At 57.5% G+C, this 26948-nt stretch carries 14 protein-coding genes; 4 read left to right on the plus strand and 10 right to left on the minus strand.

Going from position 1 to position 26948, the window contains the following annotated elements; all coding sequences use genetic code 11:
- Positions 1-185: 185 nt before the first annotated feature.
- The 9 genes from ACGY09_RS04080 to ACGY09_RS04120 all read right to left on the minus strand — a co-directional run bounded on the left by ACGY09_RS04080 (position 186) and on the right by ACGY09_RS04120 (position 20494).
- Positions 186-1376, minus strand: a complete 1191-nt coding sequence (locus ACGY09_RS04080; RefSeq protein ID WP_397570559.1) for an amidohydrolase/deacetylase family metallohydrolase — start codon at positions 1374-1376, stop codon at positions 186-188.
- Positions 1377-1415: 39 nt separating this feature from the next.
- Complete coding sequence (locus ACGY09_RS04085) at positions 1416-2768, minus strand: acyltransferase family protein (RefSeq protein WP_397570560.1); 1353 nt, start codon at positions 2766-2768, stop codon at positions 1416-1418.
- Positions 2765-3790, minus strand: coding sequence for a DUF1080 domain-containing protein (locus ACGY09_RS04090; RefSeq protein WP_397570561.1), 1026 nt, complete (start codon positions 3788-3790; stop codon positions 2765-2767). Before ACGY09_RS04090 ends, ACGY09_RS04085 begins: the two co-directional genes overlap by 4 nt.
- Positions 3791-3799: 9 nt before the next feature.
- Entirely contained in the window at positions 3800-12103 is an 8304-nt protein-coding gene (locus ACGY09_RS04095) for an SDR family NAD(P)-dependent oxidoreductase (protein ID WP_397570562.1), read from the minus strand.
- A 60-nt stretch (positions 12104-12163) separates the two neighbouring features.
- Complete coding sequence (locus ACGY09_RS04100) at positions 12164-13843, minus strand: PfaD family polyunsaturated fatty acid/polyketide biosynthesis protein (RefSeq protein ID WP_397570563.1); 1680 nt, start codon at positions 13841-13843, stop codon at positions 12164-12166.
- 744 nt (positions 13844-14587) lie between these two features.
- Positions 14588-15508 carry a CvpA family protein gene (locus tag ACGY09_RS04105; protein WP_397570564.1) on the minus strand — a complete coding sequence of 307 codons (921 nt, stop codon included), beginning with the start codon at positions 15506-15508 and terminating at the stop codon, positions 14588-14590.
- Between the two features lie 109 nt (positions 15509-15617).
- A complete protein-coding gene (locus tag ACGY09_RS04110) occupies positions 15618-16421 on the minus strand; it encodes a metal-dependent hydrolase (RefSeq protein ID WP_373651458.1) in 804 nt (267 codons plus the stop codon).
- Between the two features lie 775 nt (positions 16422-17196).
- Complete coding sequence (locus ACGY09_RS04115) at positions 17197-17898, minus strand: lysophospholipid acyltransferase family protein (protein WP_397570565.1); 702 nt, start codon at positions 17896-17898, stop codon at positions 17197-17199.
- Positions 17899-18064: 166 nt separating this feature from the next.
- A complete protein-coding gene (locus ACGY09_RS04120; protein ID WP_397571845.1) occupies positions 18065-20494 on the minus strand; it encodes a sodium-translocating pyrophosphatase in 2430 nt (809 codons plus the stop codon).
- A gap of 542 nt (positions 20495-21036) precedes the next feature.
- Between ACGY09_RS04120 and ACGY09_RS04125 the strand changes: the two genes are divergently transcribed.
- The gene (locus tag ACGY09_RS04125; RefSeq protein ID WP_397570566.1) at positions 21037-22422 is read left to right on the plus strand and encodes an RtcB family protein; all 1386 of its coding nucleotides are present in this window, start codon (positions 21037-21039) and stop codon (positions 22420-22422) included.
- Positions 22423-22447: 25 nt separating this feature from the next.
- Here ACGY09_RS04125 and ACGY09_RS04130 read toward each other — a convergent pair whose 3' ends face one another.
- Positions 22448-23377: a metallophosphoesterase gene (locus ACGY09_RS04130; RefSeq protein ID WP_397570567.1), complete on the minus strand. Its 930-nt coding sequence runs from the start codon at positions 23375-23377 to the stop codon at positions 22448-22450.
- Positions 23378-23565: 188 nt separating this feature from the next.
- Between ACGY09_RS04130 and ACGY09_RS04135 the strand changes: the two genes are divergently transcribed.
- The 3 genes from ACGY09_RS04135 to ACGY09_RS04145 all read left to right on the plus strand — a co-directional run bounded on the left by ACGY09_RS04135 (position 23566) and on the right by ACGY09_RS04145 (position 26890).
- Positions 23566-24672 (plus strand): Gfo/Idh/MocA family protein, encoded by a 1107-nt coding sequence (locus tag ACGY09_RS04135; RefSeq protein ID WP_397570568.1) that lies wholly within the window; start codon positions 23566-23568, stop codon positions 24670-24672.
- Between the two features lie 270 nt (positions 24673-24942).
- Complete coding sequence (locus ACGY09_RS04140) at positions 24943-25752, plus strand: cyanophycinase (protein WP_373651452.1); 810 nt, start codon at positions 24943-24945, stop codon at positions 25750-25752.
- Between the two features lie 4 nt (positions 25753-25756).
- Positions 25757-26890, plus strand: coding sequence for a mandelate racemase/muconate lactonizing enzyme family protein (locus ACGY09_RS04145; protein WP_397570569.1), 1134 nt, complete (start codon positions 25757-25759; stop codon positions 26888-26890).
- Positions 26891-26948: the final 58 nt, after the last annotated feature.

The following is a 26948-nucleotide window of genomic DNA, read 5'->3' on the forward strand; positions in this document are numbered from 1 at the left end:
ACAGTGGTCCGCGCGATGGCATTCGAGGAAAAGATTACCTGAACCCCATCCGTTTGCAACGCGACAGGCGGCCCCAAGCACCTTATCAAGAGAATGCGACTCCGGCACCCCGTGAAGGGTCTGGCAATTTGACAGCCGGGCAGGCTCGATCAGTCTGCCCGGATCCCCTGCAGACAATCTCCGACTCAAGCCCGAGCGACTGCTGGCGACGGTTTCGGAAGCACGCCAATCTGTCTGCCCGATCGGAACACATGCGTCGCATCCAGTCGGTGGCGTCCGATTTCACGGTTCCCCTCGGAATCTTCGAGTACAAATTCCCCTTCCTGAAGTTCCAGCACAGTGATGTCAGCGATGGCACCGGGCTTCAGCGTCCCCAGATCATCCTGACGTCCCAGGAATTTTGCCGGTGTCTGCGTCGTCCGCCGGATGACCTCGGCCAGCGGCATCCCCAGATGCAGAAACTTGTCCATCGTCGTCAACAGGTCATACACGGGACCGTGCAGATTGTAGAAGTGAATGTCACTACTGATGAAATCGGGAAGCACTTCCTGATCCAGCAGACTTCGAGCAACGCTGAAATTGAAACTGGAAAAGCCGTGCCCCACGTCCAGCAGCACACCCGACTGCAGCTTATCGCGAATCGTAGCAGGAATTTTCAGTTTCTGATCAACCAGACCGCAATCCTTACCGTGGTAACAATGGGTTAGGACATCGCCTGGTTTCATGCGGTCAAGCACATGCTCGATGGACAGGCTGGAGTTCGGGCTGTGAATGACCAGCGGCAGGTTCAGCAGGTCGGCCCCCTTTCGGGCCATTTCCAGTCCACCCGCCTCATTGCGTCCCCCTTCGGCCAGATCCGCAGTGCAGCGGATCTTGACCCCCAGAATCACGTCGCGATGCTTCGAGTACGTCCGTTCAAGGGTATCGAGGTCACAGTATCGAAGGTCGTGCAGTTCCCCGAGCAGAGGAGGGCTGCCCACGCTTCCGATCAAACCCTGACCTGCGATGTGTAGTAATGCCAGCACGCGCGTCTGGGCTTCATCAATTACAAACTGGCGAAAGCCATCAAAAATCAGTCCCCCTGCAGTTCCGAAATCAAGAACCGTGGTGACTCCGCGTGCCAGACAGGTCGGATCAGGATCGATACCGAAGTGACTTACCCCGGGAAAGACGTGGACATGAAAGTCGATCAAGCCGGGGACGACGATCTTCCCCCGGACATCCACGACCCGAATGGCCGCAGCCGATTCGAGGGGCGTTGACGCCGGATCTAAGAGAGCCGCAATTCGGCCTCCCAGAATCGCAACATCGAAGCAGCCGTCTAACTCTTGGGAAGGGTCGACGACACGGGCCCCCTTCAGCAGAACGTCATACATTTCGGAATCTTTGATGAGAGCGTGGCGCGATTCGACAGTTCAAACCCTGATGAAAACGCGTTGCCGGTACAGCCAGTAAACGAACAACCAGAAACAGAGCAGCACCAGATTGGCCTGCACAATCGGAGCGTACTTTTCACCGAAGATGTTGAACAGATCGTCATTGATATGCCGCTTCAGCAAATCGGCTGTCCAGCCGCGCAGCAATTGCCCCGACAGATAAAGGACCATGGAGTTCATTCCGGCAACAACTAGCGGAAATGACCAGGCTTTCCAGCCGAGACCATCAATGATGCCGTAAAAGCCCGATAGCATGAGCAGCGTCAGACCCGAACTGAACAATGTCCAGCTTGGCGTCCAGATCCGTTTGACCAGCGGGCAGACACCCAACGCGTGAATTCCCCACCCCAGTGCGCACAGTACCAGCCCCCCCGTCAGCAGGGCCTTGAAGACTCTGGCGTGTTGACCCGAATTGCGTCTGATGAACTCGCCCGTCATCAGTCCAATCAACATCGTGACAAACGAAGGGATGAAATTCAGTGTCTGATAGCCGCCGCTGTTGAACACATAGGGTTCCGGACGCGTGACCAGCCGCCGCAAGACAGCCCCGATCTGTCCCAACAATCCCGGCCGGGCTGGCTCGATTGCCGATTCACCACTCGCCCCTTCGTCCGTCTCCCCTTCAGTTCCCGTCACCGTCGTGGGTGCTTCCCGGGCAGGATCTTTTGCGGGAGGAAAGATATTCAAGAACCAGCGATCGAACGTAGCTGCCGGATTGGCGTTTTTTTGCCAATGAGCTTCAAACCCGGTGAGCAGTGTCCAATTCTCCGGCAGATGAATGTCTTTGGGATCGTCTACGGGTTTCACTGGGGTCAGTGCAAACCAGGCCCAATATGCGACCAGTACCAGTACCGCAGCCGCAACTTGAATCGCCAGACCCCGGTTTCTCAGCAGAAACAGGAACGGATATCCCAAACCAATCTGCGTCAGCACGTTCATGAACGTGAAGTTCGTGACAGGTTGGCCGCCCGATGACAGAAAGATCCCCAAGAGAATCAGAACCAGCGAACGAATTAGAACATGAGTCACCAGTTTGCCACTGGATTCACCTTGAGCTTCACGTCGCGTCAGCGAGTAGGGGACCGCCACGCCCACGAGAAACATGAACGAGGGCTGAATCAGGTCCCAGAAGGCACATCCCACCCAGGCGACGTGCTCGAACTGATAACCGATTGCCTGGAAGATCGAACAGTCCGGGAAGTTTCGAGCCGCCGCGGCCAGACCAAACCCGTTCGCAGCCAGACAGATCATCACAAAGCCGCGATAGGCATCCAGAGACGCGAGCCGGCCGGATGCGGGCTTGGCGGGGACAGCTTCTACAGCCGAACTCATCGTTGTCTCCAGGTCAGTACAGGCCGGTCGTGATCGATCAGCCAGATATTTCGGAATTGCACCGGGTTGCCATGATTCTGTAACAGGATCGGGAGTGGATTCGGGCCTTCGACACTGCCTCCCCCGGTCTTATTCTCAAGCTCTAACTGGTTGTGGATGACGACGCCGTTGTGTCGGACCGTGATGCGGGCTTTGCAGAGTTTCTGTCCGTCACTGGAAAAGCGAGGGGCGCAGAAATTGATGTCATAGGTCTGCCAGCGTAGCGGGGGAAAGCTCATGTTAAGGTCGGGAGCTTTGAACCGGTAGAGCGAACCGCAGTCATTGAACTGCGGTTGCAAACCGAAGGAATCCAGCACCTGAACTTCGTAGCGTTTCTGCAGGTAGAAGCCGCTGTTCCCTCGATTCTGGCCACGAGCATGGGGCATGTAGGGGGTGCGAAATTCGGCGTGCAGCGTGAAGTTCTGATACGTCTCTTTTGTTTCGCAGCCAATCTCCAGCAGTCCGTCGGGGGTCACCGTCGCCTTGTTCCACCTGTCAGTATGAGTTCCGTCAAATAGAACAATCGCATGGGGTGGTGGACAGGCTCCCTGAGTGGCACTCACTCTTTTGATCGGCTGCAGATAGCTCAATCGCTGCCCCGCCGTGTTCTTCACGACCCCCGCGTAGCCGGTCTGCAGGTCGATAACGAGGTCTTCTCCCCCCAGCACGACCCGGTTCCCCGCCCATGTTCCAGTCAACTTCAAAGTTGGGCTGCCATTGTAGCCATTTCCCGGCAATCCTCCGCGATAGAGCAGCGCGTCAAACTCCCCTGCCCCGCGTGCCACCACCTGCAATCCGACCGGCTGACAGTATCCACCCAGTGGGGCCGAACCGACGTATTCCCCTTGGATGTGGTAATCCACATCGACCAGCGAGATATCGGAGAGCCCTTTGGTAGTCTCGGCAGCACACACCAGCGATCCCACAAGCAGATATGCGATTGCGGGAAGGCCAATACGACGAATGAGGAAATGGCAGATCAATTTGCGTTCCTATTCCGGTCGGTTATTTGCAAAAGCAGATGTCAGCGATGCATCCGCGACACTTTCACAACCTTCCATGCGAGCAACTAGAACTCCATCCAGATCGACAAAATCGACGTCACAGCGAACCAGTTGCGCGGCGGCCTCGTGCATTCGGATCACAATTCGAACGCCATCCTTAGGGAATGTGCGCCGGAACTGCTGGTAATTCTTCACGGCGCAGGGCAGGCAGGGCTTCCCACGAAATTCCTGCGACCAGAGGATGATCGCCTGCAGCGCCCCGTCAATCACCAGCGGATCGGCCAGCCAACTGCCGCGAACAGGATCAGTCATCCACGACCACGGCGCGGGAGCCGTCCGGGTCGTCACAGTGATCCCCTGCTCCGAACAGGCCTCGATTGTCTGCAGCCCCCGCAGCATAGGACCGTGGAACAGTCTCCGCTCGTACGCGTCTGTCAGATTCATGGGGTATCCTGCCCCTTCCAGTGGCGGCGTTGTTCCGGGAGCGGCGGGATAGGATGCCGCCAGAACGACATTCGCACCCGCGTGCAGCACTTCGCGTCCGTCACGTTCGCCGAGCAACTGAACCGGCACCACAAACACATCACCCCGTCGCACCGCTTTTCCGGAGAGCGCTTTGATGGAGTACTTCTGGTGTGCCCCCAGTCGAATCCCCTGGTAGACGCGGAAGTCACTGAATCCGCGGAGTTCCAGTCCCGGGTTTCGATGGATGGCCGCATGGGCCAGCCACTCGAGAATCATTGCTACGGGGAACACAGCTTTTCCGCCGAGTGCATGTGATTCGAGAAAGGAATACTTCGACAGGTCCAGCTCACGCTCAAAATCGATCTTCATCTCCGCAGGAGAATCCGTCGTGAACGACTGTGGAGGGGCGACGACATCCTGTCCCTTCCGGGAAGCGTTCCCGCCGGTAGGAGAGACACCGTTCAAAGCGGGAGCCTGAGCTGGATCAGCCCGTGTCGCGGATTTCTGTGCAGCAGCAGCGCCTTCTTCAACGGGAGCGAGAATCAGGACTTCGACAGGGAGACTCGTCGCCTGCTGGAACTCGAACACGAGTGCTTCAGCACCGTCCCGCAGGGGGATCAGACCAACTCCCTCTGAGGCGAACAGCTTCTTCAGCCCCCCCTGAACCATTCCACCGTCCCACGGCCCCCAGTTGAACGACGCCACTCGACACTGCGGATGTTGAATCGCGAACTGCCGGGCCTGCTTGTTGAGGACTTCGTTTGCGATTCCATAGTCGAGCTGACCGACGCGACCGAAGCGGGCGGTGTACGACGAAAAGAGACAGAGCAACTTCAGCTCTTCGGGATCAACCCCCTTCAACAACGCGTTCAGTCCATCAATCTTGGTGCCATAGACCCGGTCAAACTGTTCTTTCGTCTTGTCTTCGATCTTCTGATCGGCCAGCACGCCGGCTCCGTGAATGATTCCGCGCACAGGCCCGTGCTCACGTTCCAGTTGTGACAGGATCTTCTTCACAGCCTGTTCATCGCGCACATCGACCGAGTAGTACGCCGCAGAGATGCCCACCGAAGCAAGCCGGTGCAACTGCTGTGCGATCTCACGACTCGCCACAATCTGCTGGACCTGATGTCCGATGACCTTCGGAGTTGAACCGGGAACAGCGCGAGCAATCACCGCCTGACGAATTTCGGCTTCCGTCGTCAGGCGAGCCAGCCATTCCGGCTCGGGAGCAGGTTCAGGACTCCGACCGAGAATGGCAATACGGGGCTTCCAGGCTTGCGCCATCGCGAAGGCCGCTTCCGCAGTCACACCGCGGGCCCCCCCACTGATCACAACCAGATCACCGCGGTCAATCGGAGGATTCTGCAGGACGCCGGTCAGCGTCTGCTCGGCAATCTTCAATGAAAAGAGACCGCTGGGAGTGATCCCCACTTCGACGGGTCCCTCGTGAACCAGTTCGGCGACGAGCATCGCGGCGGCCACCTGATTTGAAGACCAGTCATGACTGAGGTCAAACGCTCGGGCAACAACGTCGGGCCACTCGCGTGCGACGCACTTGGCGAGTCCCGCCAGTCCGCCGGAGACGGGGTTCTGCAGTGGCCGCGAACCTGCGAAACCGAAACGTCCATCAAGGCGAGAAACCGTCACCAGAAACGTCGCTGCATGACGGCTGTTCCGACGCAGAACGGGGCCAACTTGCTGCAGCCAGCGGACAGCGGACCATAACTGGTTGTCTGTTGTCCCTCCCGCAGACGCAATCACCACCAGCCCCGCCAGAGTTTCAGGCACTTCGGGAAGCACGGAATTGTCCAGCTCAATTAGGCGCGTTCGAAATCCCTGTTGCGCCAGTTCGCTGGCGACCTTCGCCGCCAGGTCAGACCCATCATTTGTCACCCAGACTTCGCCCCCTGACATCAGCTTGAGCTTTTGTCGTGCGGACGCGGCCGCCAGAGCAACAGGTCGGACGACGCTGCGCTGAATCCGGGGACTTGGCACAAGCTGGCGTTCAGCCAAGGGACGTTCGGTCACCGGGGCCGGGGCTGGAGAGGGCACGACCTGGACAACAGCGGAAGCGTTCACTGCGGCATGGGATACAGGCGACAGGGTCGCCACAGCGGTACTGCTCGCTGCGACCCGTGCTTCCGCCAGGCTCACGATATCATGCAGCGTTTGCAACGCCCCTAACTCGTCCGGCTGAAACGCGGGAAGATCGGGAACTCGTTCCTGAACTGCCGAAAGAATTTCGACGCGTTTGATCGAATCGATTCCCAGATCATGATCGAGGCTCATCGTGAGATGCAGCATCTCGGTCGGATAACCCGTCTTTTCCGAAACGACTTCCAGCACAATCGGCCACAGCGATGCGGATTCGTTCTTCACCGAAGTCAGAGGTTCCACCGGTGCGGCAATCGAATTCGCAGGGGTGACTGTCACGTCTGCAGAAGCCGCACTGACAGATGCTCCTTTAGTCCGCGCATCGGCGAGTGTGACCACATCCCGCAGGGTATGGAGTGAGCCAAGTTCGTCCGGCTGAAACGCGGGGAGATCCAGTACCCGTTCCTGCAGAGCAGAAAGAATTTCAACTCGCTTGATCGAGTCGATCCCCAGGTCATGGTCCAGACTCATCTCCAGATTGAGCATCTCGCTCGGGTACCCGGTCTTCTCTGAGACGACAGCCAGCACGATCGGTGCAAGTTCTAATGATCCCTGTTTCTCTGATGCGGGCCTTTTCTGAGTGGCCGGTGGAGTCACATTCACAGAAGAAGCAGTTGCGCCGACAGGCCCCGTGGTCTCGGGCGCAGTTCCGCGTGATGAGTTCGTGCGAGCGTCCGCCAACGTCACCACGTCCCGCAGAGTATGGAGTGCTCCAAGTTCTTCCGGCTGAAACGCGGGAAGATTTGGGACCCGTTCCTGCAGCGCCGAAAGGATCTCGACTCGCTTGATTGAGTCGATACCCAGATCATGGTCGAGACTCATATCCAGGTTGAGCATTTCGGCCGGGTAGCCCGTCTTCTCCGAGACCACCTCGAGCACGACGGGTCCCAATAGTAAATTTATCGCGTTTCCTGGCGAGACCGCAGTCGCCGGAACGGACTCGGTTTCAGACTGTTCACAGGCTTTTTCCGCAACGGCAGCGGACGGGATGCCGCTCCCCCCTGACCGGTTTTCGGCCAGAGTCACCACGTCCTTCAGCGTGTGCAGCGCCCCCAGTTCGTCGGGCTGGAATGCGGGTAGATCAGGGATCCGCTCCTGCAGCGCCGACAGGATCTCAACTCGCTTGATCGAGTCGATTCCGAGGTCATGATCAAGGCTCATTTCGAGATTCAGCATCTCGGTGGGATAGCCAGTCTTCTCTGATACGATGGCCAGCACAACCGGCCCCAACAGCGATCCAGAGGACGAAGCCGCCGGTGCGGGTGCCGACACGGCTGAACTCACATTGGGGGTCTGCGGCACAGCAGCCTCAATCGGTCCAGCGTGCGGCTCGATCACGGCGACGTGCGGTTTCTCCCCGGCCGAACGGGATTGAGCGAGTCCGACGACGTCGCGGAGCGTGTGCAGCGCCCCCAGTTCATCAGACTGAAATGCGGGCAAATCGGGGACGCGTTCTTGAAGGGCTGACAGGATTTCAACTCGTTTGATGGAGTCGATCCCCAGATCATGATCGAGGCTCATATCGAGATTCAGCATCTCGGTCGGATAGCCGGTCTTTTCCGACACGATTTCCAGGACTGTCTGTCCCAACGGGGATGCGAGGTCCGAGCCGCTGGACTCGATCAATCGGGACTGTGGCAAGGGAGTTTCGACCGGGGCCAGTTCCTGCATCGGAACCGTGGGCGGCTGCCCCACTGCGGGTGAGGTTGGAAGAGCGGATGACGTTCTCGCTTCAGCAAGAATCACAACATCGCGAAGTGTGTGCAGTGCCCCGAGTTCATCCGGCTGAAACGAGGGCAGGTCGGTCAGTCGCTCCTGGAGCGTTGCCAGGATCTCGACTCGTTTGATCGAATCGATGCCCAGATCGTGATCCAGACTCATCTCCAGATTCAGCATTTCCGTCGGATATCCCGTCTTCTCGGAAACAACCGCGAGGACCGTTGACCCGAGTCGAGAGATCACTTCATTAGATTGAGAACGAGCAGCAGGTTCGTTCACTGGGGCGGAAACGGGAACAGACTTCGCTTCAGGTGCGGCCTTAAACTGCTGAGCCGGGGCGGACTGAGCCGCTACGGATGCACTGACCGACGGTTGGCCGACGGGCGGAGTCACGCTCTTCGGCTGAGCCGCAAAAGCCGGCGGCACGGCTGGCGGCAGGGAAGCCGCAGCGGGCAATGGCAATTCGACTTTCGCTGGTCGAGGTTCGGACGTGACGGTGCGAGCCTCGGGTGGCTGAACCGAGGCCGTCGCCGATGCTTCCCTCGTCAACTGTTCCGCGCGCGTCGGAATCAGGGGAGCACGGGTGTCAGCGGGACGCGGAGAATTCGGTGCCTGTTTTGACGCCATCTCACCGCCGACCTGTCCCAGCGCCAAACGCTCGAATGTCTTGAACGCAATTTCCTGGCCTTCCAGAAACTGCTGATGCAACCGGGTGGTTTCCGTCTGAATCCGTTGCATCGCTTCGAGCAACTGCTGAATCGTCGCCAGCGAACTCGCGTCACGCGACTTTCTGGCGACGCTGGACAGATTCTCTGCAATGGCGGGGCGAGTGGACTTCATCGGCGGACTGACTTCAGAGGACATGGATGAAACGGGAGCCGCAGCGGGGACCGGGCTCGGTACGCTGGGGGCTGCCGCGCGAGGCGCGACGATGGCCTGCGGAGTCGGCTGCGGCAAGGTCGGCGCTTCCACCGCTGGCAGCGGAGCGATCGTGGCCGATCCCTTGGAATCCTTGTGTGGTGGCTGTTCAGGCTGTCGTGGGGTTTCCCCAGAGGCAGCCGTCGCTCGGGGCGGAATTGGTGCGCGTGGTTTGACGTAGTTGGCACCGGTAATCGGAACGGTCATTCGCCGCGACTCAGTCTGAGCGGATGCGGCTTTGCCGTTCGGATCCCAGCGGTCCCACCGAACGGAGTGCCCGACGGAGGAGACCTGCGCCAGTGCGTTGGCCAGGTCGACGACACCACTTCTCTTACCACCGGAAGAATCGATTGCGACGGCACGGTACTCACGCCCCTGCAGGATGGAATTCACCAGTCCCGTAAGCACCCCACCGGGACCTACTTCCAGGAACGTGCGGACCCCGTCGGCGTGCATCCGTTCCACTTCGCTGACAAAGTTAACCGGCCGGGCGAGCTGGGCCGCGAGCAAATCCCGCGCGGCATTCGGATCTGCGGGGTATTCAGCAGCAGTACTGTTTGCATATACCGGCATGCGAGACGGCGCGAACTCGACTTCATCCAGAACAGGTCGGAATGCTCGGCTGGCAGACGCCACCAGCGGACTATGGAAGGCCGCAGCGACCGACAACTTCTTGCCCCGGATATTTCGACGAGCGAAGAGTTCCGTGGCTCGCTCGATTTCGGGAACGCGACCGGACAGGACGACCTGAGTCGGACTGTTGTGATTGGCCACGACAAGATCGACCGAAAGTTCTTTGAGCGCCGCCTCGATCTGGGTTAGTGGCGCCCCCAGCGCCAGCATACCACCATCCACTTCCTGGGCCGCTGCCATCAACGTTCCGCGAAGCATGGACAACCGATAAAGCGCACGGGATCCGAACCGTTGCGATGCGCACAGCGCGGTCAGCTCACCATAACTGTGTCCTGCCACCGCTTCCGGATGAACACCAAACTGGTCCAGTACTGCCAGCGCCGCCAGGCTGACTGCTCCAATCGCAGGCTGAGCGATTTGCGTCGACCGCAGCACGCTGTCTTGCCGCGAACGCCCCTCGGGCGAAAACGCGGGATACGGATAGATCAGATCCGTCAGACGTTCGTCCGGGGGGGCCTGATCATTCCGCGTCACAGCATTCGCGAAGACTTCATTCGCCTCGGCGAGCACATCCAGCATAACGGGGAAACGACAAGCGAGTTCTCGCAGCATCCCGACGTATTGAGACCCCTGGCCGGGGAAAAGCATTCCCAGCTTTCCGGCCGCGGCACCACGACCGTAATGGACGCCGTCCGGGGTGGACCAGTTCGCTTTCTCGGGTGCACGCTCAAACATGGTCTGCGCACTGGCGAGAACCCCTTTCAGGTCCGTCTTGTCTCGTTCGACGACAAACAGAATTCGATGTGGATCGGTCGCCCGGAATTGACTTCGACTCGCGGCACCCAGTCCTCGAACCTGCCGCCAGTCCGATCCGTCCAGAGATCCCATCTTCGTACGGACTTCACCCAGCAGGTCATTGACGCTGGGGGCAGAGAGGGCAATTACCTGCACATCGCCGTCCCATTCTGCCTCGTCCGATTGCTGCGGCGATTCTTCCAGAACACAGTGGAAGTTGCTTCCCCCAAAGCCGAACGCACTGACACCGGCACGGCGGGGATGCTTGTCTGATTTCAACCACGGCCGGGCTTCTGTGTTCACATAAAACGGGCAACCGGGTTCCAGCATGGCTGCGGGAGGGCGATTGACCTTGATTGTTGGAGGAAGCACTCGATGACGCAGCGCCAGAACCGCTTTCAGCACCCCAGCGGCACCTGCGGCCGCCTTAGTGTGCCCGATCTGCGACTTGACGGACCCCACGGCGCACCAGGTCCCCTGTCGTCCTGACGACTTAAAGACGTCGATCAGGCCGGTGACCTCGGTTGCATCGCCGACTTTCGTTCCCGTCCCGTGTGCTTCCACCAGTTCGATCGTGTCGGGCGAGACCCCTGCAACGCGATAGGCGTCCTTGAGACAACGAATCTGTCCTTCTGCTTTGGGCGCGTAGACGGCACTCCCCGCTCCATCGCTCGACGTTCCGATCCCTTTCAGAACGGCATAGACCCGGTCCCCATCCCGCTGGGCGTCGGCCAGTCGCTTCAGCACGACCATGCCCACCCCTTCACCCAGAATCGTCCCGTCTGCCTCGTCTGAAAAGGGTTTCGAATCACCCGTCGGCGACAATGCAGGGGTCTTGCTGAAGCACATGAACATAAAGATGTCATTGAAGGTGTCGATCCCTCCAGTGACCACCATATCGCTTCGCCCCGTCCACAGTTCCAACGCGGCAAGGTGAATGGCAGACAGCGAACTGGCGCACGCAGCATCGACCACGCAGTTGGTTCCGTGCAGGTCCAGCCGGTTTGCAATTCGTCCGGCAACGACATTGCCCAGCAGACCCGGGAACGAGTTTTCCTGCCACGGGACGTAGCTCTGGGAAATCCGTTCAACAACGTCATTGGCCACGTCATCAGCGACGCCCGCGTCTTTGAGCGCCTTACGCCACCGAGGGTGACCGAGTCGAGCACCAAGAGGAATCACCATTTCCAGTGTTCCCGTGACACCCAGAATGCATCCCACCCGAGACCGGTCAAACTTGCGCCCCGCGCCGTAACCAGCATCTTCCAGTGCTCGCTTGGCCCCCACCATCCCCAATAACTGACTTGTATCGATCGCCTCAAGATTGTTAGGAGAGATACCGAACTCCAGTGGATCGAACGCCAGAGGCGACAGGAAGCCGCCGCGTCGCGCGTACGTCATGTCGGGTGTCTTCTGGTTTGAATCGAAATACTCATCGGGGCTCCAGTGCGAGGCAGGAACCTCGGTAATGGCGTCTACTCCACGACGGATATTTGACCAGAACTCCTCAGAACTGGCAGCCTTGGGAAACAGGGCACTGATTCCCACAATCGCGAGAGGCGGCTGAGTGGCAGAGGGCTCATTCGGGGATTGTTGACGATTCATAAGACCTGTCAGACCAGAAGGAAATGAGATGCAGTGAAGAGCGAGGTTTTCAGCCTCGCCTCAAAATCCGAAACGCGATCGAAGCACTTCAGGACTTTGCGGTTCGACGCGGGCAGCCTCGGGAGGAACCCCAAAACCCTGAGTTCGTAGCATGGTCAATCGCTGCATGACCGCCGCCCCGTAAAGTAAATTGCAGGCAACGGTCGCCACTTTTCGATTCGCCGGTTTAGCCAGGAATGTTCCACGAGTCCATTCATTGAACGCCCCCATTGCGGGCCCACACCAGATTTGATAGTCAAGCTTCCGGGACGGCTCACCCGAGTTCGCCCATCGCGAGGACTGCCCCAGATACCACCGGAAAATAAGCGCCATCTGATGCTTGGGATCACGCTCCCCTTTTTCAATCTGGGCCGGATCGCGGGTGCTGAAATAGTCGACGGTCTGCCGCCAGACTTCTTCCAGAGTTATTCGAAACAGATTCTTCTCGAGCCATTCCCGTTCGCCCGCTGGAATCTCGTTGATCCCTTTAAACACCCGGTAGACTTCGTAAAGCTTGGCAGCCCGCATGGGGAACATGGTTCCTCGCTTCAGGACCTGCACTTTGACCCCCATCTCGAACATGTCTGCACAGGGACACATCGTCACATCCGCCTGCTCTGCTTCCGCCAGCATCTGACGAACAGAATCGCAGGTTCCTGATTCGACGCAGGCCTGCTGCACCGACCCCACCAGGATGTAGGCTGCCCCCATCGCGAATGCGGCAGCGGCCGACGCGGGAGTGGCGATTCCCCCTGCTGCCCCCACGCGCAGCGGCTGGGAGAACCGGTAAGTCGCCGCAGCCCGGTCACGGAGAGCCAGAATGGTTGGAAGCAGCGTCAGCGCCGGCCGGTTATCAGTGTGCCCACCGGAATCGGCTTCTGCTGTCATGTCCTGAGCGACCGGAACCGATTCGGCGAGCAATGCCTGCTCAGCCGTCAGCTCACCTCGTTCAACAAGCTGCGACAGGATCCTGGCGGGAGCGGGAGCGAAGAACTTCGAGCCCACTTCGATTCGTGACACCTTCGCGATAATACGATTGGGTGTGTGGATCGTGCCGTCGGGACGACGATGAATCCCATGCAGGCGATAACGGACCACGTGGGGCGTCAGGTCCAGAAACGCCGAGGCTTCGACCAGTCGGACGGCCCGCCGCAGATACAGATCCACGACAGCCCTCTCCAACCCCTGATCGTTTGGACTGTGAATGAGATTGAAGCCGACTCGCTGAGTCGTGCCAGTTGAGTGGTGGTCGCTGGCTCCCACAGTCTGTCTGCTGGCGGGAATCAACCGATCAATGGCTTCTTCGACCCGCGCGAGTCCCAGTCCCGCAGAGCCAAAAATTCCGAGCATACCGTGCCGGGACATTTCTTCTGCGATCTCAGCCGACCCGATTCCCGCAGCCATCGCGCCGGAGACATAGTTGAAACGGAGCCCATGGTCCTGCCGGAACGTGGCATCGCCCAGCATCTCCATCCGAACGGGAGGCACGATTCCCAGGATGGGATACGATTGGGGGTTGGAAGCGTTCGAGCCGAACTGGGCGTCACCGCCACGGGCGAGACCGAGTCCCTGGACCGTGTTGACGATCATCAGTGGCGAATCAAGATCACTTACCGCCTCCAAAACTGACGTGGAGTCGATCGCTATTGAACCGCCGGCCGCAGACCAGCTCCCGAGCGGTACCTGTGAAGTGTGATGCATTTCGAAATCTACATGCCCTGATTCGTGGGTGCGCCAATCTGAAGTCATACAGTATAGAAGTCGCGTAGCAGTGTTGCACGCGGGCAACACGTAGATTTAGACAGGATTACCCCACGATCAAACTCAACGAGGCCGATAATTCCTGCTCGACCGAAATTTCTGCCCAAATCGTTTGATAATGGCAACTTGCGTATTTCTTTCGCCGTCGACCAATTCGTTACAACCGCTACATTCGAACGTGTGTCGCGGCCCAGCGGGATCAAATCTCTGCGCCCGGCCATTTGGCTATCTGGAAATACTAACCCCCTTCGGGCTCAGAACGGCCCGCAAAGAGAGCTGCCTTGTAGCAGGCGAGCCGCTGTGGCTCGCCGCCGCCCGTACTCGCGCTGTAGACATCGGCACATGCTCGCGCTACGTGCTGGAGGGCAGTTTTACGATACCGGGGCTTAACCTCGTCGGCTCAGCGATCCATCGCAGAGACCAACGATCGCTGAGTAGACTCTCCACTCGAATTCGTCTGCACGCGTCGATCAGAGCCAACCCAGACTGCACAGTGCGCAAAGAAAATGCCTTGCACTCCGTGCAGGCCTGGTCGGTTAAATCGCCGAGTACTTCCGCAGACGAAATCGAGGACACTTCAATAGCGCGCGACCATGCGTTGCTCCTGGTCGTGGCCAGGCACGAAAAAATTGCTCCGGGCGGTTCACGTCGTGAACCGCCCGGAGCAATTAAGAATAGGCTGGGTTAGCGCCGTTTCGGAAGGAACGGATCGTCGTCATCCGCATCGGCCGGTGTGGGCACCAGGGGTCGCTGCCCGCGCGGAGGGGGTTCAACGAAGTCATAGTCATACTGACTCGCGGGGCGACGGTCGGTACGCGTTGCCGCCTCACGAATACTTCGTGAATCGTATTCTTCGACAGGCACGATTGAGCGACGCGGTGTACGGGCCGGAGGCAGCCCATACAAGTCGTCATCGTCGTCGCCCTCATCCCGAGTGCGTGAATCGGGCAGGAAATCATCAAAGCTTGAGCGTCCCGAACCGGTCGATGTACCGGTCGCCGAACTTGTCGGAGTCAACGACATACGACGCTCCGGCAGAAGCGTATTGTTCAATTGGCCGTCATCATCAACATTCAGGTCGAGCGGCAATTCGTTGTCCAACTGACGCAGATAAGGCCGCAAAATCTGATGCATCGCCTTGGGGAGGATTGGATAGACGGCGTTGATGATCTTCGCGGCGATCGTACTGCTCTCGGACTTGAGGATCAGGTCTCGGGCGACCGTCGAATAGATAATCAGGATTACGGTGATGGAAAGCGTCAGCAGAACCCCTTTCAGGGCCCCCAGCAACGCCCCGAGGTGCCGGTCGAGTTCCGTCAGCTTCGCTCGTTCAATCCCTTCACGGAAGGATCGCACCAGCAGATACACCACCATTGAGACGGCGATATAGATCGTGACCAGAGCAAACAACCGGTTCTGCGGAGGATCACCAAAGTAGTGAGCCATCGTCACGGACATGGGCATTGCGACCATATAGCCCAGAACAAGGGACATAATGGGCGCGATCTGCCATGTGGCTCCTTTCCAGAAGCCATGCACCGTGGTGAATAAGACTATTAGCGCCATCACCCCGTCGTATACTGTGACCCCGCCCAATCCCGTCATGATCTCAATCCTTGCTCTCGACTAATCGTCCACGACGAAGGCGATTCTGATCGCTCCAATGGCCTGCCCGGAAGCGCCGTCATTGCGATGCCCGCTCCATAGGCTGCCGTTAATATCCAATATCCCGGTGAGGTCTTTGATCCCGATGTGGCTGCGAAGACTGACGGAAGATCAGGGAACTTCGCGGCGCACTCACGTTTCGAATCGCTTGTGTGGAATAGAAAGGGGTGTCCGTCGGAACCAGCTTTTGCGGATCCTCGTACCGGAACGGAGCCACAATGTCGGGCTGCCCCTGATCATTGGCCGCAAAAATCGTCAGACCAATCAAGAGTGCCCACGTGGCTGAGTTCGCACTTCCCACATTGCCGAACAGTTTTAGGGCCGTTCCAAATGATTTCTTGAAGCGAATTCGGCCCGTGCGGACCTCGACCGCCCACATCTCATCGAGAATCAAGTGGACTAGATACCCGATGACCGCTCCGAAGCCTTTGAACTCGCGTCCGAGACTGATCCCGGTATCGCAGATGAGATAGGCGATCAGCCCCGCGATGAAAGCCGCCGGAATACTATGAAACATTCCCCGGTGGACCGTCACCTTCAACATTTCGCCGAATCCAAATCGGATCAGCAGATAGAGCGGTGCACCGAACAGCAGAATGTGCTCTGTGGGAAGTCCTTCGTACTCGAACCGATAGAACAGCAGCATCGGAGCCACTGCGGCGAGGAAACTGAGTGTCTCGCGCGCGGGAACCGCTCGATCGCTGTCGAGATCGGGCATCATCCCCGAGATGGAACAGAGTCCTCCGCCAATCAGGCAAGTCGAGATGGGCAGTTCCAGGGCCGTCGCTCCGAAGTAGGCATAGCCTGCTCCAACGAGAGTGCTGACGGTGATGTGTGTATGAAATCCAGCCATCGGCGTCCTTGCCTTGCTTCAGTGGACCGATCGCTCTTTTGCCCGCTTCCAAGCAACGGAGCGTGTGATACTTTCTCGAGTCCAAGCGGTCTAACTCGGCAGCAACCGGTGCTCCATACCGCGACGCTCCTTCCGCGACAGCCCCCGTCGAAATGATTCCTGCGCGCTGCGAACGTATCGAGAACAGGCAATCCAGTCAAGATGAGGAACCCCGCCCATCCGCAGCGACCTCGTCATACCCCCCTCGTGATATCTGCAGTCTTCCATCGCGATCTAGTCAGATAGAAAAACTGAGGACACTGGGCAAGACTTGCACATTGGAGAGCCCCCTTCCAGCAGGCGCTTAAACCAATGTCTGCGTAAACAAGCCTAATGGTTTGTTCGGCAACGGGTGCCGGGTGACGCGAGTCGAATTGTGGTAAATTTTCCCTAACCAGCACGACCGGCAAGATCGAGCAGCTGACTCATCGACGTGGTTAGATTCGTGCACGGGCTGAAATTCAAAGCATCATCGCCGCGTGTCTTGAAAACTTAGCCATGTGCGTGCATCGCTGAACGAGCCGTCCACGAACTGACTCTGATGATCAACCAGTACGCCATTGATTTTGCGGCGACTTGGTTGTGACGACCGTCCGACCGATCCACCAGAATCGAGGGAGCGCAGAAAACCGAGGTTCGACGATCGCATTCGAAACCGCGCTATCCTCTGGTTCTCAGATCGAAGTCGAAAGTTGAAAGTTGAAAGTTGAAAGTTGAACGCATTCGCCGACGGAGATTAAGGGAGCGATTTCGGTGGCTGCCCCGTCTTGCGCCATCCTTCGGCCGCCTCGCAGCAGGCCGTAATGCGCTCACGCACCAGGGCAACAAGTGCGGCATCTTGTCCGCGCTGCGTAAACGGTTCAAGCTCCTCGACTGTGATCGGTTTGCCGAACACCACACGAACTCGCGTCGGCTTAATGAACCAGGATTTAATAGGTAGCGCCTGATAGGCACCTGCAATCCCGACCGGATAAATCGGTCGCTTTGCCCGGCGGATCACCGCAGCAAATCCAGGTTTGAATGCACTCAGATTACCGTCGTAAGTTCTTGTCCCTTCGGGAAAAATTCCCACGAGGAAGCCATGCTGCAGAGCCCGAACGGTCTCTCGCAAGCTCGTGGAACTCGGTGCTTCCTGGTTGATCGCCATCACATGCGTTTTTCGCAGGATGAACCCCACGACGGGAACTTTGAACAACGTTTCCCGAGCCAGAAAACCGATGGGACGATGCAGTGGCAGTCCTACCAGCAGGGGATCGAGAAAGCTCTGGTGGTTCGCCAGAATGAGCGCGCCACTCTCTTTTTCCAATGCGTGATAGCCAGTTGCACGGTATCCAAGCCAGAAGCAGAAAAAATTCTGCAGGATCATCTGGAGAGTGAACCAGAGCGGACCTCGCACATAAGGGGAGGGTAACGGAATTTCAGACGATGCGGCGGACATGGAATCAACTCGATTTAAGGCGATCAGCAATCAATGAAAAATCATTTCAACAGAAATTCAGAATTTCGACTGCGCCAACCTCCCTTGCGACCGTCTCTACATCCGCCGCCGGCTGGATGATCTTAACCAATCCAGCCCCCGTCGCTCATCCAATGCGATCTGCAAGTTACTCTTCGATCGGTTCACCGACGTGGATCCGCATTCCATAGAACGAGCGATACACAAACGCCATCGAAATGGCAAGCAGTGTCAACGAGATGAGGGTCGTTACCACGCTGCCGAGTTGCGCGTTCATCGACACGCCTAGAGGAACGGCCAGCAGACCGAATAAAGTCGTGAACTTAATGATCGGATTCAGGGCAACTGACGAGGTGTCTTTGAACGGATCGCCGACGGTATCCCCCACGACACAAGCGTCATGCAGTTCTGTCCCTTTGGCCTTGAGTTCGGTTTCGACGAGTTTCTTGGCGTTATCCCAGGCTCCCCCGGCATTGGCCATGAAGATGGCCTGATACAGCCCGAAAAGCGCAATCGAAACCAGGTATCCAATGAAGAAGTACGGTTCTATAAAAGCAAATGCGAGAGTTGAGAAGAAGACCGTCATGAAGATATTGAACATCCCCTCTTGAGCGTATTTCGTACAAATCTCGACGACCTTTTTACTATCCTCTACCGAAGCCTTCTTAACACTGTCGTCGAGTTTGATCTTCCGCTTGATGAACTCTACAGCGCGGTACGCACCGGTCGTGACTGCTTGAATTGATGCACCCGTAAACCAGTAAATTACAGCTCCGCCCGCAATCAGACCGAGAAGGAAAGGTGGGTACAGTATTGACAGATTGACCAGCAACTCGGGTTGAAGCCCATTGGTCAGGCTGAGTACGATCGAAAAGATCATGGTCGTCGCCCCAACCACTGCAGTGCCGATCAACACGGGCTTCGCAGTCGCTTTGAACGTGTTGCCCGCCCCGTCATTCTTCTCGAGATTCTCCTTGGCACGCTCAAAGTCGGGAATGAACTTAAAGTCTGCTTCCAAGTCCTGAGAAATCCCAGGCAACGACTCGATTGTCGAGAGTTCGAATACAGACTGAGCGTTGTCAGTCACCGGTCCATAACTATCGACGGCAATGGTCACGGGCCCCATCCCTAAAAAGCCGAACGCGACCAGACCGAAGGCAAAAACGGCGGGGGCCAGCATCATCTGCTCACCGATTCGCAGGCTAATCAGATACGCAGTGGTCATCAGGGCAAGGATGACCATCCCCAGCCAGTATGCACTGAAATTCCCCGCGACCAGACCCGACAGGATATTCAGCGACGCACCTCCCTGACCTGACGACGTTACAACTTCCTTCACGTGGGCCGATTCGGTTGAAGTAAAGACCTTGACGATTTCGGGAATGATCGCTCCTGCCAGCGTACCACAGGTGATGATGATGGACAGCTTCCACCACAAAGTCGTATCACCACCCAGGGAAGGGATCAGCACCGCCGACACAATGAAGGTGAGTGCGACGGAGATCAGAGAGGTGAGCCACACCAGCGAAGTGAGGGGATCTTCAAAGTTGAAGCTGGGAAGCGAAGAATACTTCCTGGCAGCTCGCTGTTCGTTGATGAAGTAGGACAACCCGGATGCGACGACCATCATCACACGCATCATGAAGATCCAGACCAGAAGCTGGATCTGCACTGTCGGATCCTTCACCGCCAACAGGATGAAGGTGATCAGTGCCACTCCCGTCACACCATAGGTTTCAAATCCGTCGGCCGAAGGTCCCACTGAATCACCCGCGTTGTCGCCAGTGCAGTCAGCGATCACACCAGGGTTTCTTGCGTCGTCTTCTTTAATTTTGAATACGATCTTCATCAGGTCAGCGCCGATATCGGCGATCTTGGTGAAGATCCCGCCCGCGACGCGAAGTGCTGCAGCACCCAGCGATTCGCCGATGGCAAAGCCGATGAAACAGGGGCCCGCGTAATTGCCGGGAATAAACATCAAAATGATCAGCATCAGCAGCAGTTCAACGCTGATCAGCAGCATGCCGATACTGATGCCTGCCTTCAGCGGAATCGCATAGCAAGGGAACGCAGCGCCGGTCAAACTGGCAAAGGCCGTCCGTGAATTGGCATACGTATTGACGCGAATTCCGAACCAGGCGACCCCGTAGCTTCCGAGAATTCCGATCACGCTGAAGCCCAGAATGGTCGCGACTTTTGACCACTCCAGCATTTCCACGTAACGGAAGTAAACGATGATGACCGCCCCAATGAACAGCCACAGAGTGAAGAGAAACTTCCCTTGAGTCTGAAGATAGGTTTTGCAGGTTGCGTAAATCAGCTCAGAAACCTCTCGCATCGACGAATGCACGGGAAGATTCTTGAGCTGAGACGAGGCAGCCAGACCGAAAACGATCCCTCCCACGGAGACGATCAGTCCCAGCCACAGCAGGTCTCGTCCGCCGACCGAATTGAAAAGAAACCTCGCCCCATTGAGATCGGGCAGTACCAGAGTGGCTTCGCTGCCGCCTGAATGGGTCGCTGCCGCTCCCTCAGGATGAGCGGTTTCCGTTGCTTCGTCATGTGCCGTTTCCCCCACCGCTGCATGAGTCGCATCCTGGGCGTTAAGACCGCTGGAAAACAAGAAAAGGGAGACAAATACAAGGGCACAATGCGCAAAACTCTTCCGCCAAATCTTGCTAAAATTGTTTGTGCGGATCAAATCTGGGCTGGGGTCAGGGAACGAAGGGGTGAGACGGCCAATCCGCATTCGGTGTACATCCTGAGATGAGAATGATTCGAAGATGATCACGATCCGCCATAAACTATCCGTACGCAGACCGAGAGGCAACGCTTGATACGTCAGGATGAGATACGGAATTTTAAGGAATTCTCAGTCTTGAGATGTTTCACTGTCGCAATCCCGTTAATCCAACCCGAACGAATGAAGATCGCGGTAATGATCCATCGACAGCCGCGTAGTTCGTTCGAACTTGAAGCAGCATTTTCAAACAGCTTTTAGCAAGGGACCATTCGACGACGGTCTGAACATTTTTGACTGGTCGTGAAAAGTCGCACGAATTTATCGTAACCAGATGCGGTCGAGTCGTGTCTCGAACCCGTCATCAGGGAGTACTCGCAATGAACACAACACAACTTCGCAAACTTGGGGTCTCTGACCTCTGCATCGGCGCGGCCATTGAAGGAATTCAACGTGCCGTGCAGGAAGACGCGCTGCGCGGGCGGGAAATCAAGAAGTTGATCAGCAGCGTGCTGGCGGAGCCATCGGATTTCGTCGCACATCCGTACTTCGGTCGGCTCGCCCGGGAAATCATCGAGCACGCGAATTTCACTCGCCCCGCCCCCATTGAATATCAAGTCTGGGGACGGGAAATCGATGCGGCATGCCACGCACAGATGCGTCAGTCATGTGCACTCCCCATGGCGGTCGGCGCCGCCATCATGCCTGACGCGCACTTGGGTTACGGGCTGCCGATTGGGGGGGTTCTGGCACTGGAAAATGCCGTGGTCCCTTATGCCGTCGGGGTGGATATCGCGTGCCGCATGAAGCTGTCGATCCTCGATATTCCGACAACGGAATTGGACGCCAATTTCTATCGCTTCAAGAATGCCCTCGATAAAGGGACACGATTTGGAATTGGATCCGTCCACGAGCGGCCTCAGCAGCACGCGGTCATGGACGCTGACTGGACGGTTTCTCGAGTGACGCGCGAAAACCGGGACAAGGCGTGGAAGCAGCTCGGAACATCCGGGTCCGGAAATCATTTTGTGGAATTTGGACGACTCACACTTGAGCAACGAGACGAACAGTTAGGACTGGAAAAAGGGGAGTACGTTGCCCTGCTCAGCCATAGCGGAAGCCGCGGAACCGGTGCGTCCGTTTGCGATACCTACAGCAACATCGCTCGAGCTCTATTGCCTCGCCAATACGTCGACTTCGGTCGGCTGGCATGGCTGGACCTCGACAGTGAAGCAGGTCAGGAGTACTGGGCTGCGATGACGTTAATGGGGAAATACGCCGCTGCGAACCACGACGTCATCCACCGACTTGTTTCACTCATCGTGGGTGGAAAGATCATTGCTGGCGTCGAAAATCACCACAACTTCGCGTGGATCGAGAACCACAACGGGCGCGACGTCGTGGTGCACCGTAAAGGAGCCACCCCCGCGGGGGAAGGTGTATTGGGAGTCATCCCCGGTTCCATGGCTGATCCGGCATTTGTTGTCCGTGGTAAAGGGAATCCGGCGAGTCTGAATTCCGCTTCGCATGGCGCGGGCCGTCGCATGAGTCGCACCGCAGCACGTGAGAAATACTCTTGGCGAGCCGTCCAGCGAGATCTGGAGAACAAAGGTGTGCGGGTTCTGTCCGCAGGAGCAGACGAAGTCCCCTACGCCTACAAGAATATCCTTGACGTGATGCAGGATCAGCAGGATCTGGTGGAAACGGTCGCGCGATTCGACCCGCTCATCGTGAAAATGAGTGATGATGGCCGAGCGGAGGATTAAGTTCGGATCGCGTTTGTGTGGAGGCTCACTCCTCCACATCGACGCGAACGAAATTGGAGTTACTCAGCTTCTCTTCGCCATCCCACCGGTATGCACAGAGGAATCCCCCTTTAGCCACGCTGAAATCCAGGCAGGCGACATTGTCTGTCAGGATCTGAGGCTGCTTGTGCGGCAGCCAGTAGTGGCCGATGAACACGGGCTTTGCCGTTGTCGGATAAGGCATGGATTGCGCGATCGTGGTGTTTTCCAGAGGATGGTGGCAGTCCAGTCCCGCAGTTTCGAAGGCATACGAGTGATACGTGTGGCCAACCGGCGACAGGTACCAGCGTGTCCGGACATGCACGCGCGAAGAACCATCCTTGTCCAGGAATGAGACCCCGTCGGGCAGGGCGGCCTCCTTCCCTTTCAAAATGACTTCGACGGCGTAATAGAGTTCCGCACCGGTCGTCGAGGCCGGCTTCAGGAAGTCCGTTGTCACGCCGCCAGACTCAGCCAGTGCCGATTGCACCACCGCAATCGCAGAATCGTCCCAGCACGCGTGAATCGCTCTCAGGCCCTCCAGGTCGAGCCACATCGGCAACGTCCGAAACCATTCGAGGTATGATGAAAGTTCAGCGGGACTCAGTTGATCCACCGTGCGACTGATCTGCTGCACATTTCCTGGCGTATGCCGCCTGAGGAATTCGCCGGGAGACTCGGGATCTTCTGTGTGATAGGCGAGTGCGTTCCACTCGTGGTTTCCCATCACCGCCAGCGCCGCATCGTCTTCGACCATTGACCGGACGATCTGCAGCACCTCACGAATCTTCGGTCCACGGTCAATGAAATCACCGAGAAACAGCACTTTTCGCTCAGGATGGCGATAAACGCCATAGATTTGCCGATACCCCAGTCGATGCAGCAGTTGCTCCAGTTCATCCGCGTGACCGTGCAAATCACCGATCAGATCATACATTGTACGTGACACCTTTTCCGGTTCGACTCTTTCCTGGCACACAGCTTCCTGGCGAACATCGGCCGTACCTCCACTGCGCCGATTCCGCATTCATCTGAATGCTGGGGTTGTATCATCCACAAGACTGCCACGGGTTGCTATCCTACGCACCGATCATCGGAAACTGCCGGAGTACAGGAGTCAGCATCATGAGTAGTCGTGTCTGTCGTTGGGGCATTCTTTCTGCTGCCAATATCGCTCGAAAAAACTGGCGCGCCATCTACAACGCGGAAAACGCCGTTGTCACCGCAGTCGCCAGTCGATCAGTCGAAAAAGCACAGCAGTTCATCGACGAATGCAGTGCCCACTCACCGGCAACTCCGAAGCCCGTTGCGCTGGGAAGCTATGAAGAACTTCTCCAGCGGCCAGACATCGACGCCGTTTATATCCCCAATCCGACTGGCCTCCGCAAGGAATGGGTCATCCGCGCAGCCGAAGCCGGAAAGCACGTACTGGCGGAAAAGCCTGTCGGTATCGATTCGGCGGAAGTCGAGGAGATGCTCGCCGCCTGCAAGAAAAACAAGGTCCAGTTCATGGACGGCGTAATGTTCATGCACAGCCAGCGGCTGAACAAACTTCGGGAGACGTTCAACGACGGCAGCAGCATTGGAAAATTGAAACGGATCGCCAGCCACTTCAGCTTTACAGCGAATGACGACTTCGTTCAGAACAATATCCGAGTGAGCGGCGAACTCGAGCCCCTGGGGTGCCTGGGCGATCTCGGCTGGTACAACATCCGATTCACACTCTGGGTCATGAACTACCTGATGCCACAGCGAGTCAGTGGAAGAATGCTGACGGAAGCTCAACGAGCCGACAGCGGCAGCCCTGTTCCCAGCGAGTTCTCGGGTGAACTCTTCTTCGCAGACGGGGTCTCTGCCAGCTTCTACTGTTCGTTCCTGACGGAAACTCAGCAATGGGCGAACGTGGGCGGAACGAAAGGCTACGTCGAAGTCAGGGACTTTGTTGTTCCCTATTTCAGCAACGAAGTCGCGTTCACAGTGACAAATGCCGGACTGAATCAGAAGAGCTGCGACTTCCACATGGAAGACCACACTCGTCGCGTTGCGATTCCCGAATACAGCGACGGATGGGTGAATTCTCAGGAAACCAACCTGTTCCGCAACTTCTCGCAGCTTGTGCTGTCAGGCAAAATCGACGAAAGCTGGCCAGACATCGCACTGAAGACACAACAAGTCCTCGACGCGTGTCTAAAATCGGCTCGAAACAACGGAAAGCTTGTCGAGATCTCCTGAGTCACTGCAGAAGCGGCGTGCGATCTACCCCTCGACGACTGCCCCCTGCGACCCAATCGTGGGGGACCCCGCCGGAGCGGAACGAACGATTGATCGAGGCATCCGTAATTGCAGCAACTGAATGGTCGTCACGGTGCTGTAGTTGCCTTGATGGCCTGTTCGGTGAATCGCCGCAGAATCAGGCTTCAGGTTGATTGAGATGTGTCGTTGAAATTGCGGTGGTGGTGACCGGATCGAGGTAAAGAGTTCGGAACTTGCAGGAGGCGGTGCATGAGGTGGACATTCCTGTTGGGACTGCTGCTCGCGGCTCCCGGTGTCATGACCGCCAATGACAAAGAACCACTCGGGACGCTCGTCGTCATCGGGGGGGGCTTCACGACTGCAGAAATCCGTGAGAAAACTCTTGAACTCGCGGGTGGTGAAGAAGCCCGCGTGGCCATCATCGCCGATGCAAATCCCGAGAATGGTCCTGATTCGGTCGAGTTGTGGCAAGAAACAAACGCGCAGCAGGTCGACTTGATCGACTCCCGAAAGCCGGCCCTTGCCCGGAGAATCCTGAATAATGCGGACCTGATCTGGATTCCGGGCGGGCTTCAGGGAGTCTTCATGAATTCCCTGCAGGGAACCGGCCTGAAAGAAGTGGTACAACGTCGCTATCGAGAAGGAGCGGTTGTGGCTGGCACCAGCGCAGGAGCGGCGGTGATGTCCAAGGTGATGATCGGCGGTCGATCTGACCTGGACAGCCTGAAAGTAGGCACCGCCCCGTACTTGATGAATGGCCTCGGTCTGTGGCCCGATGTCATCATCGATCAGCACTTCCTGCAAAAGGGCCGATTCAATCGTTTGGCTCTGGCGACTATTGATCACCCGGACCTGCTGGGAATTGGTATCGACGAAGAAACGGCCGCCATCGTGCGCGGCCGCGAATTCGAAGTGATTGGAAGCAATAATGTGACTGTCATTGACGGTCGCCGGGCCAGTCGTGAAGAACTGACCCAGGGAGCAGCCGCAGCGGTGCGGAATCTATCAGTGCACGTCCTCCGTGCGGGGATGAAGTTTAACCTCGATGATAAAAAGTAGTTCAATGAAGATTGTAGAAGTTGAAGTTGTTCCACTGACGGGTGCGACGGTTGATGGTGGATGGCCGCAAGGTCATGAACCGCAGGAAAATCTCCACACGCTGGTGCAGGTCAAAACCGACGAAGGGCTGTACGGATGGGGAAGCTGTTTTACCTCCGGCACGCTGGTTGAAGGAGCCGTCGCACTTTTGTGGCCCCTCCTGAAAGGTCAATCGGCCGTCGAGCCAGAACGCGTTTCCGAGCTGCTGCGCCAGTCCAGTTTCTGGCAGGGACGCGGGGGATCCGTCGAACACGCCATCAGCGGTCTCGATATCGCCTTGTGGGACATCATGGGCAAAGCCTGTGGCCAGCCGGTCTCACGCCTGCTCGGCGGTAATTACCGTCAGCGGATCAAGCCCTACGGCTCCATTCTGTTCGACGAACCCGAGGCACTGAAGACAACGTTGCAAAGCGTTGTTGAACGTGGATTCAAAGCGATCAAGATGGGCTGGCGGCCCTTCGGACGCCGCAGCCGCAAGTTTGACGAAAAGCTTGTCCAGACCGCGCGTGATACCGTCGGCGAACATGTTGAGCTGATGGTTGATGCGGGGGGAAGCGAACAATTCTGGCCGCACGGAACCAACTGGGCCCGTGAAACCGCCATCATGCTCGCCGACTACGATATCACCTGGTTCGAGGAACCTCTGCCACCCGATGACATCGAAGGATTTATTGAACTGACACGTGTTTCGCCCGTGCCGATCGCCGGGGGCGAAGTCCTCACGCGACGCCAATCGTTCGCTCCATGGCTGGAACGACGCGCCGTCGACATCATCCAGCCAGACGTCACCAAGAACGGCGGTCTGACGGAATCTCGCCGGATTGCGGCGTTGGCCTTCGATCACAATGTGACCGTCGTCCCGCATGGCTGGAATACCGCTGTCGGCCTCGCAGCCGACTTGCAGTTCTCGGCGGCGATCCCCGTGGCACGGTATGTCGAGTACCTGACCCCCTGTGCTTATATCGAAGAGCTTCCGACCAGTCCCTTCCGGATCGATGCGGAAGGCTTCCTGGAAATTCCAACCACTCCGGGTCTGGGGATCGATATCGATCTGGAAAAGCTGAAAAAGTTCAGTGGGAAGCGAACCGTCTTCAAGTAGTCGACCGCGTGGTCCTCTGTTCGCCTGAATCCAGAGCGGGAGGGTCGAGTCTCAAGAC

It is taken from the genome of Schlesneria sphaerica (genome assembly GCF_044336245.1).
Lineage (GTDB): Bacteria > Planctomycetota > Planctomycetia > Planctomycetales > Planctomycetaceae > Schlesneria > Schlesneria sphaerica.